Genomic DNA, 9,574 nt, shown 5'->3' with positions numbered 1-9,574 from the left:
CAATAGTAAAATTTTAAGATCTCTTGAGTACTTTTATCATGGAAAGTTGTTCCGTTTCTACTCGGTTTATATAGATAACTCCAACTCTAGTTCTAGAGTAGTAAGTATAAGAAATAATTCTTATATCTTGTTTGTGTATGTTGTGTATTGTAACTGAAAATGTTTACAAAAAATTATTCACATCCTTTTCCACATAATCTATGTCACATATTTTTATAAATCTTGGAATACGTATTTATTAGAAAACCAGAAGAATAGTCATTTTACTCAGTTATTCCATCTTATAAAAATTCTTCTGTGCTGAACATTTTAACAAAACTCAAATTTATACTTATAAACAACAAATTTTGTTAAAAAAACTTTGATAAATAACCTCCTTTTGGATCCAGTAATTTTTTATCTTTGATTTTAAGAGATACTAAACAGTGTATAAACAGCTTTTGAACACATTTATCAACAATGATTTTTTACAGGAATCTTATATTTAATTGAGAATAATTTCTTGCAATTTCGTAATTTAAGTATTGTGTAAGACTATCAATTTGGTCATCATGGATTGAATCAGAAAATGAAAAATCTCTGATTCGAAGTCTTGCAACCACTCACTAGAAGTCGGTAAATAGAGCTTTCCGGATTCAATTATTGAGATTACACCATACAATCTTTCTATCTTCTTCTTAGTTAGAGTGATTGCGATTATAGGTAAAATAACGGAGTTGTTTAAATCTTGAATTAACGTCTGACCACTTGATTTATTCTCAATTATGATGTTATCTGCTCTCCATTTTTTGCGTTTTCAACAATTGCCTTTTTTAGTTCTGGATAACTTATTTTTTTTCTAAATATGTCCAAGACGTAAAAAGATGTCTTTGATCTCATAAAAGTAATACATACTGTATAATCACTCCTATTATTCTCGGAGATTGCTGTGTCCCAGCTCTGAGATATGTGTAGAACATCCCTTATCTCGTTTATATTCACGTATCTTTTTATCCAATGTTTTTTATTATTGCATTTTCATTTGAAATAGGATTCTGCTGGTACTGTGCTGAAAATACATGTATTCCTACTTCCGTTTTCACTTTGTTTACCTCTTCCATAGTGAAGTAAGTTTTGTTTAGTATTCTCATCTCCTTTCTTCTATTAAAGGACCTTCTTTGAGTTCAATAAAATGAAGGTCTCAGGCTTTTCAGCCACTAGTGGAAGAGAAAGAATATGCCACTCTCCTGAAGTATTTTTCAGATGACCACATAAGTCATCCTCATTCAGTCTCTGCATGACTATTTACTGACTATACTTTTTCTTCTATGCTTCAGTCTTGTCATGAATGTGTTGACGAACCACATCTTCACCTTATCTCTGAAAGTCTTGCTGTTTGCTTGCAATGCGTTTATCGGATCGTCTGCTATGATTATGTCTGCTCCTTCGCCTGTCAGCGTACCAGAGATCGAAGTTGCAAAACGAAAACCTAATTTAGTTGTAAGAAATTTGTTCTTAATGTTCTGGTAAGGTGATATAACTGTCCCATGAAACTTATTCCTGTACCATTCGGAGGACATCAAAAATCTTGTGTCGAGCGAGTGCTTTGTGCTCAGAGAATTAGAATAACTTGCCACTATTATTCCTTTAGCCGGATCTTTCGCGAGTACAAATGCTGGGAATATAACGCTTGTTAAAAGTGATTTCATGTGTCTTGGAGGGATATTGATGATTAGTCTATTGATTTTCCAATTTAGACAGGCAACCAGCCTATCTGCTATGACGTTTATATAACTACACTTCACAATTTTCTTTGTCGGAAATAGAATTTAAAGGAGTCATAAAAAAACCTAAGAATTCTTCTGTAGAGTATTTTTGTTCCACGAATACATTCCTCATCAGGATAGGAAATTCTATTTGTACTTGTCATTTTGAAGAAGCAGAATTTTATGTAGTGTGTCGCATTCATGAGAAAAGCAGCTTTGATAACTGGATCGGCCAAGCGATTGGGTGCATACATTGCAAATGTATTGGCAATGCATGGTTATGACATCGTCATACACTACAACAGGTCTTGCGAAGATGCTTTTTCGCTTAGAGAGAAACTTAGAAATGATTATGGTATATCTGTCGAGCTCTACCAGGAGGATTTTCTTGCTTCCAACGACCTGTCTAAAATTATTGAATATTCTTTCCAGATTTTTCCTCATCTTTGTCTACTTGTTAATAACGCCTCATTCTTTTTACAGGACAATTTTGGGTCTGATGTAGAGCGGTTATTTGATGTCTATTATAAAATCCACGTAAGAGTGCCACTATCGCTAATGAGGCACTTCTCAAAGCGTGAGCCAAAAAATGGAAAGATTATAAATATCATCGATAAGCTTATAAATAGGAAAAGTAGTAATAAATATTTTTCCTATTTGTTTTCAAAAAAGTGTCTGTTTCAGTTGACGCAAATGGTTGATGACTACATGAGTAGCAAAGGTATGAAAGTATATGCTATTCATCCTGGGATAGTGATCATGGAGGATGGAGGTTATAATTATAATGAACTAAAAAAACTAGGAGATGAGCTAGTGAAGGCTATAACCAATTGAGTTTTTCCTGACTAGTTCTTTTAGAAGCTCTTGTCCTTAGTCCTGTAAAAGACAAAGGAATAATTTTGAAGCGTCGGAATCTATATTATCTCCCATATGGACAGGTATTAAGCTCTCTTTAAACAGGTCACTTCATGATAGGAGTATGTTAAAGTGTCCCATCTTTCTTTCGGGCCTTGCCTCGTCCTTTCCATAGTTGTAAAATCTAAGATTTTTTTCAGCGATCATATCGCTCCACAGACTTATCTCTTCGCCCAGGACGTTCTTCATTATGCATGGGAGAATTAGGTTTGGTTGTTTTAATCTGTTATCCGTAATCGCGAGAACTAATTCCTCGAACTGATCAATATCACAGCAGTCCATACTCCAATGTCCGGAATTGTGTGGTCTTGGGGCTAGTTCATTCACCATCAGCCTGTCCATGTGATCAAGAAAGAACTCTATACATATCAGGCCTTTTATATTTAGTAGATCTGATATCTGTAATCCTATTTTCACTACCTCATCAGAAAGAGTAGGTGATAGTTTCGCCGGGACTTTGGAGGTTCGCAAAATGCCATTGGAGTGTACGTTCTCCGCAATGGGAAAATGGATTTTCCCTGTTTCATTTCTTGCGACTATTATAGAAAATTCCTTCTTTATATCAACCAACTTTTCTGCTATGAGTGGAAATTCTAAAGACGGGACTTTACTCTCATACTCTTCTCGATTCTTTAATAGGAATTGACCTCTTCCATCGTAGCCTCCACGTGTAGTCTTCAGGATTATGGGAAACTCAAGATCTTCCAAATCTCCGATTTGTGCTATTGGCCAATACGGTGTTGTAGGAATCTGGTTTTGTTTTAAAAAATCCTTTTCTAATAGTCTATTTTGCGATATTTCAATTGCGCGGATATTTTGGTTTTTGAACTTTTCGTGAAAAAGATTGAGTGTATAACTGGGTACATTTTCCGATTCGAATGTTATTACATCTACCGATTCCGCGAAGTGTAATAGCGCTGACTTATCTGTGAACGGTGCGATAATGTAGTCTTTGACAACATTTACGGCTGGACAGTCATCAGTCTCCGCGAAAACAAATGCTCTGAAGCCAAGACTATGTGCTGCAATAGCAATCATTTTTCCTAACTGACCGCCACCGAATATACCAATGCGCTTCATCTGTACCCAATAAAGTTAGGAAGAAGATACACCATTCTAACATGCGGATTCTGTAGAGACTATAACACGAACAATTATCAAACTGACAATGTGCCGTCTACTGGTTCATTTTTTTTAGCTATCTTTTTTACATCGTTCATCAGCTCCATAGGGCAGAATTTTGGTCCACACATAGAACAGTAATGTGCTTTTTTTGAACCACTTCCCGGTAATGTTTCATCATGAAATTCTCTTGCTCTAAATGGATCCAGGGACAAATTAAATTGATCTTCCCATCTGAAATCAAATCTGGCTTTTGAGAGAGCATTGTCCCTGGCAACGGAATTTTCATTTCCTTTTGCTAGATCTGCTGCATGTGCAGCGATTTTATATGCTATCATCCCGTCTCTGACGTCGTCTACATTAGGGAGTCCTAGGTGCTCCTTCGGGGTGACGTAACATAAAAGTGCTGTTCCATAATATGCGATATTAGTAGCTCCAATAGCACTTGTTATATGGTCATAACCCGGAGCGATATCTGTCACCAATGGACCTAGTGTATAAAAAGGAACTCCATAACAATATTCGGCGTGCCTTTCCATATTCTCCCTGACTTTGTGTAGAGGTATATGTCCTGGTCCCTCAACCATGACCTGGCAGTCATGTTCATGAGCTATTAGGGTGAGTTCCCCTAAAGTTCTTAGTTCAGCGAACTGTGCTTTATCATTTGCATCATTTATACAGCCTGGTCTCAAACCATCTCCTAGGGAAAAGGAAACATCATACCTAGACATTATTTTACATATCTCATCGAAATTCGTGTATAAGAAGTTCTCTTTTTTATGTATCATCATCCACTTCGCGATGATTCCGCCCCTCTGGAAACAATTCCTGTAACCCTATCAAAGGTCAATTGAATGTAATTCTTTAGTAGACCTGCGTGTATCGTGAAATAATCAACTCCCTGTTCGGCCTGCTCGATGAGTGTATCTCTATATATTTCCCAGGTTAGCTTTTCTACGTTACCTTTTACTTTCTCCAATGCTTGATAAATTGGAACAGTTCCAACCGGAACAAGCGAGTTCCTGACTATCCACTCCCTGACATTATGTAGGTTCTCACCAGTAGATAGATCCATAACTGTATCAGCACCCCATTTGCATGCCCAGAGCATCTTATACAATTCGTCTTTAATACCAGATGTAACTGAAGATTTTCCTATATTTGCATTGACCTTAACCAAGAAGTTCTTACCTATAACCATCGGTTCACTTTCCGGATGGTTGATATTGCATGGGATGATAGCTCTGCCGCTCGCTATTTCGTCTCTTACGAATTCCGCTGTTACTCTGCCATTTGTTCTGCCACAATTCTCGCGTATAGCCGCGTACTCCATTTCTGGGGTGATTATTCCTTTTTTTGCGTAGTACAATTGTGTTGGTCTTCTACCGTTTTTACCTGTAAGAACCTTTTCCGGGGAGTTCATAAAAGAATCAGACTTCAGTTTATGTTCGTTGTAGTGTGTCAAACAGTGATCTATTATGTTGATCGATTTCCTCTCGTAATGTATTGTGTCTTCTCTATTTTCAATCCAGGATTTTCTCAGCTTTGGTAATCCTTCCTCCACTGTGACTTTCATGATTTGACCAAGTGTATCGTAGACCGTAAGGCTCTCGCCGTTTGAGAGATTGATCTTCCTCATACGGACCTCAATTTCAGGGAAGAGTTTTCCTCTCTCATGAACCACTTCAGAGTTAGGGAACGGTTTACATAATTCTTCGTAGATTTGAGCTCTTTCAACCATTTACATATTTAACAGTATCCTTGAAATCACCAATTGTAATATGTTTTTTGATTCTTTAGAATGAGGAACTTAGATTTTAATAAAAGTATCATCCAGTGAAGGGATGCAAGGACAATGGGGCAGGTTTTTTTGAAGACTCAAACATTTATGATCTTTGTTTTAGGTTGATTTTAGTGTGGTAGTTTTGTCCTTATTACTGTATAACCTGATAGGATTAATGTGAAGAAGTTGAGAGTTAACGATGCCTGTAATGTCCGATCAGTGGATAAAATCCAAGGCTTTGGAATCGGGGATGATAGAGCCATTTGTTTCTTCTAAGGTTTCGAGTGGTGTTATCTCTTATGGTCTTTCGTCCTATGGGTACGATGCTAGAGTATCTAATAAGTTTAAGATCTTCACAAACCTTTCAGTTTCTCAAGTTGACCCGAAAAATTTTGATGAGTCACATCTAGTAGAAAAAACTGGTGATTTTTGTATAATTCCCCCAAATGGTTTCATGCTTGGATGTACAGTCGAGTACTTCAGAATACCTAGAGACGTCATAGTTATATGCCTAGGTAAGTCTACATATGCCCGCTGTGGGATCGTTGTAAACGTCACACCACTGGAGCCTGGATGGGAAGGGTTTGTGACATTGGAATTCTCTAATACGACGCCGCTACCTGCTAAGATTTATGCAAATGAAGGTATATGTCAGCTTATTTTCTTGAAGGGTGAGAGTGAGTGTATGACTTCGTATAGCGACTCAGGTGGAAAATACATGAAACAGGGTGGCATAACGCTTCCTATTGTGAAGTAGTCGATAACGAGTTTTGTCTTTGTGTCGATACATCTGTATGGTATCCATGCTCAGAGAAAATATGTGTCCACGAAGCAATATTGTGCTGTACTCTTTGACGATAGAATTTATCTAATGAGTAAAATTTTTATCAAGGGTGGTCTTGAGCTAAACGGGGAGATTACAATATCAGGATCGAAGAATTCGTCTCTACCGATAATAGCGGCGTCGCTTCTGACCGATGAAGAAGTCGTCTTAAAGGGAATACCAGCTATTAGGGATGTTTCCAATATGATCATGGTGGTTTCATCTCTGGGTAAAAGATGTGATTTCATAGAGGAAAATACCCTGAGGATTATTCCAGATGATAAGTTCGAAGAAAGGAGTGTAGATAAATCTCTTCATATATGGATAAGAGCCTCCTGTCTTGCCATGGGACCGACTCTTGCTAGAAAGGGAAAGATATCGATGTATTTTCCCGGTGGATGTGCTATAGGTCGTAGGCCAATCGATTTTCACATTTCCGCATTCGAAAAAATGGGTGCAAAAACAGAGATAGAATCAGAAAAAGTCACTTTGACAGCAACCTCACTTCATGGTGCAGATATTGAGTTTCCACGTGTGAGCGTCGGTGCTACTCAGAACGCAATCATGGCTGCAGTTTTATCAGAGGGTACTACAACCATATCCAATGCCTCCACGGAACCTGAGATCAATGATTTGATCTCATTTCTCAACGGCATAGGTGCGAAAATATATTGGATTGGTGATAGGAAATTGAAAATAAATCCTGTTTCTAGACTGAAAGGTATCACTCATAAGGTAATTCCGGATCGTATAGAAGCCTCTACGTACATGATAATGAGTGCTGTCGTTGGTGGTAGGATTGTACTGCGTAACGTAGATGTATCGCAGATGACGTGTCTTCTAGAGCAGATCCTTAAGACGGAGTCGGTAAGAATTGAATCTAGTGAGGATTACATAATCGTGGAAAAAATTGGGAAAATTCGACCATTAGAGGTTGCTACAGATGTTTATCCGGGTTTACCTACTGATGTTCAGCCTCAACTTACGACTCTCCTATCATTTGCGGAAGGACGCTCTATAATCCGTGAGACGATATTCGAGAACAGATTCACTCACGTTCCTGAGTTAAAAAAAATGGGTGCCCAGATAGAATCGATGGGTCCGGATTGTATTTCCATAGTTGGAAGCAGACATTTGAATCCATCGAAGGGGCTGAGAGCCAATGACCTCAGAGCAGGTGCAGCACTGATAATCGCTGCTTTGCAGGCTAATGGAAAAAGTATAATAGACGGTTCAGATAACGTGGAGAGGGGATATGAAGACTTCAGAGTGAAACTGAGCAAATGTGGAGCTCAAATATCGTAGCGTTAGATCACTACTTGCAGTGCCGACCAGAAACGCTCCAAAGTTCACGTAGATCTACCTGGAGTCAAACCTGAATGGGGTTTTGATAAATATGTGAGCCGGTTCCCCGTATTGAAATCCCTTAGAGTTGTATTTGAACTCCTTGTGCAGCAACCGGATAGCACTGCACTCCTGACATCAAATCGCTTGGACCTCCAAGCTTAGATGCAGAGGGCGTATAGGCAAAACTTAAATACTGCTGGGTCTGCAAAACACTGCTGCAACAAGCACATCCGCTGCCATGGCTGTGACTATGACCGTCATGTACATGCTGTCGATGAGATGTATTGCGTGTACTGAAGGGATCTATACCACTAGCTGTAGCAGCTCTATGAGAGTGGGAATGTATAAAGACATTCGTGGTTTCACCCACTCCTTTGAAGTATTCCGATATCTTACTTTTGACCTCCCGCACTATATTTTTTATGATTGCTAGTATATCTATTGACTTGACGTGCCGGACGTCAGTTACTGGAGTGTAGGACGCGTGCTCATTGAGATTATAGTACTGAGGGAAAAGGGGTCTCGTTGGAGAAATGTCGAGAGGATATACCCTGCTTTGAGATTGGGACTGCGTGGCAGTATGCGATACATCGACCTTCTTTATTACCTGTGTGGCTAAGAACCTAAACTGATGCAGTGCTTGGTGCTGATAACCTAACAAAGCCTTCGCATCTTTGCCAAGACTCTCTTTTGTCACTGAACTGAGATTGGAGATCAGTTGGCTCTGTATGAATAAGACTCTGTTTAGAGCGCTTCTACTTGCATTCTCACTGAGCTTAAGCTCCCTCAGTAAGGCAGCGATCCTCACTTGAAGAGCTAATTTTTCCTTATTCCTTAAAAGCCCGAGTAGGGATTTTATCAGTTTATTTCCTGCTTTTATTTGTAACAGAAGTTCCGCTACTGACTTTTCACCAAACAGACCCCTCAGACCTGAAATGATCTTATTCCAAGCGGTCTTTCCTACACTGAGCGAGAAGCCTTCGGCAATTATCCTGAGGATACCCTTCTTCCTTGATACTTCTACTCTCCGTTCCAGTTTGAGTTGTTCAGCTTTCTGATCAGCTGCTATGTCGTCATTTTCGCTGACGTCAATGTTGGCTCCGCTTGCTTCACTTTTTGATTTCTCTTCGAAACTTTCTTGTAATTTTTTTAATTCTTCCAGGTGTTGTTGCTGTTGTGCGGTTATTCTTGCTCTATGACGCACGTCCGAAGAATCGTCATTTGTTTCATTTTCCGTATTTTCGTTTATCAACCTTTTCATACGTGTTAATATTTCGATTAAAATGTCGCGAGGACTTAAGATCCGATGAAATGTAGAACATCTACACGATTCATACCAGTATTGAGTCCGCGTCTATACACAACTGTAAAACCTATAGTAAAACTGCCATCTCATAAAGTGAAGGCACATAAAGACAATTATAACAGATATTACGAATTTGAATGATTCTCAATAGATGAAGAAAAAAATAAATATAGGCGCAGACATAGTACAAGTATCGCGCATTTCCAGAATATTGGAATCCTATCAATCAAGATTTCTCAAAAGATTTTTCAATTCATGGGAGATAGAAGAATCTCAGCTTCACTGTGGAAAAACCAGAATCTCGTACCTTGCGAAACGATTTGCCGCTAAGGAGGCTATAATAAAAGCTCGCGGTCACGCAATGGGATTAGAGCTAAAACAGATATCCATACGGAATAATTGTAGAGGAAAACCATTTATTTACTTTAAAGGTAGGATGCTTCGTAATTCCCAGATCTCACTAAGTGATGATGGAGACTATGCGCTAGCCTTCGTGATACTTGGAGATAGAATATGATGTTTCCTCGAATTCA

At 38.7% G+C, this 9,574-nt stretch carries 7 protein-coding genes and 1 pseudogene; 4 read left to right on the top strand and 4 right to left on the bottom strand.

The window, feature by feature from the left end:
• Positions 1 to 1,280: 1,280 nt before the first annotated feature.
• The gene (locus NHE_RS04485) at positions 1,281 to 1,784 is read right to left on the bottom strand and encodes a hypothetical protein (RefSeq protein WP_232214984.1); all 504 of its coding nucleotides are present in this window, start codon (positions 1,782 to 1,784) and stop codon (positions 1,281 to 1,283) included.
• A 162-nt stretch (positions 1,785 to 1,946) separates the two neighbouring features.
• On the opposite strand from NHE_RS04485, the gene NHE_RS04155 reads away from it, so the two are divergent.
• Positions 1,947 to 2,579, top strand: a complete 633-nt coding sequence (locus NHE_RS04155) for an SDR family NAD(P)-dependent oxidoreductase (protein WP_038560292.1) — start codon at positions 1,947 to 1,949, stop codon at positions 2,577 to 2,579.
• Positions 2,580 to 2,711: 132 nt separating this feature from the next.
• Here NHE_RS04155 and NHE_RS04150 read toward each other — a convergent pair whose 3' ends face one another.
• Together NHE_RS04150 and thiC are read right to left on the bottom strand one after the other, a co-directional pair.
• Complete coding sequence (locus tag NHE_RS04150) at positions 2,712 to 3,740, bottom strand: 5-(carboxyamino)imidazole ribonucleotide synthase (RefSeq protein ID WP_038560286.1); 1,029 nt, start codon at positions 3,738 to 3,740, stop codon at positions 2,712 to 2,714.
• A 77-nt stretch (positions 3,741 to 3,817) separates the two neighbouring features.
• Positions 3,818 to 5,523, bottom strand: a pseudogene (thiC, locus tag NHE_RS04145) (phosphomethylpyrimidine synthase ThiC).
• Positions 5,524 to 5,764: 241 nt separating this feature from the next.
• On the opposite strand from thiC, the gene dcd reads away from it, so the two are divergent.
• A complete protein-coding gene (gene dcd, locus NHE_RS04140; RefSeq protein WP_038560283.1) occupies positions 5,765 to 6,322 on the top strand; it encodes a dCTP deaminase in 558 nt (185 codons plus the stop codon).
• Positions 6,323 to 6,436: 114 nt separating this feature from the next.
• Positions 6,437 to 7,693: a UDP-N-acetylglucosamine 1-carboxyvinyltransferase gene (murA, locus tag NHE_RS04135; protein WP_038560804.1), complete on the top strand. Its 1,257-nt coding sequence runs from the start codon at positions 6,437 to 6,439 to the stop codon at positions 7,691 to 7,693.
• A 121-nt stretch (positions 7,694 to 7,814) separates the two neighbouring features.
• Here the strand turns inward: murA and NHE_RS04130 are convergent, their stop codons facing one another.
• Positions 7,815 to 8,996, bottom strand: coding sequence for a hypothetical protein (locus NHE_RS04130; RefSeq protein WP_038560280.1), 1,182 nt, complete (start codon positions 8,994 to 8,996; stop codon positions 7,815 to 7,817).
• 196 nt (positions 8,997 to 9,192) lie between these two features.
• Here NHE_RS04130 and acpS point away from each other — a divergent pair, with 196 nt between their 5' ends.
• On the top strand, positions 9,193 to 9,558 hold the full coding sequence (gene acpS / locus NHE_RS04125; RefSeq protein ID WP_038560277.1) for a holo-ACP synthase: 366 nt from the start codon (positions 9,193 to 9,195) through the stop codon (positions 9,556 to 9,558).
• Positions 9,559 to 9,574 lie beyond the last annotated feature (16 nt).

The organism is Neorickettsia helminthoeca str. Oregon (assembly GCF_000632985.1).
Lineage (GTDB): Bacteria > Pseudomonadota > Alphaproteobacteria > Rickettsiales > Anaplasmataceae > Neorickettsia > Neorickettsia helminthoeca.
Note: the sequence above shows the minus strand (reverse complement) of the source record. Positions and strands in the feature narration are given on the sequence as shown.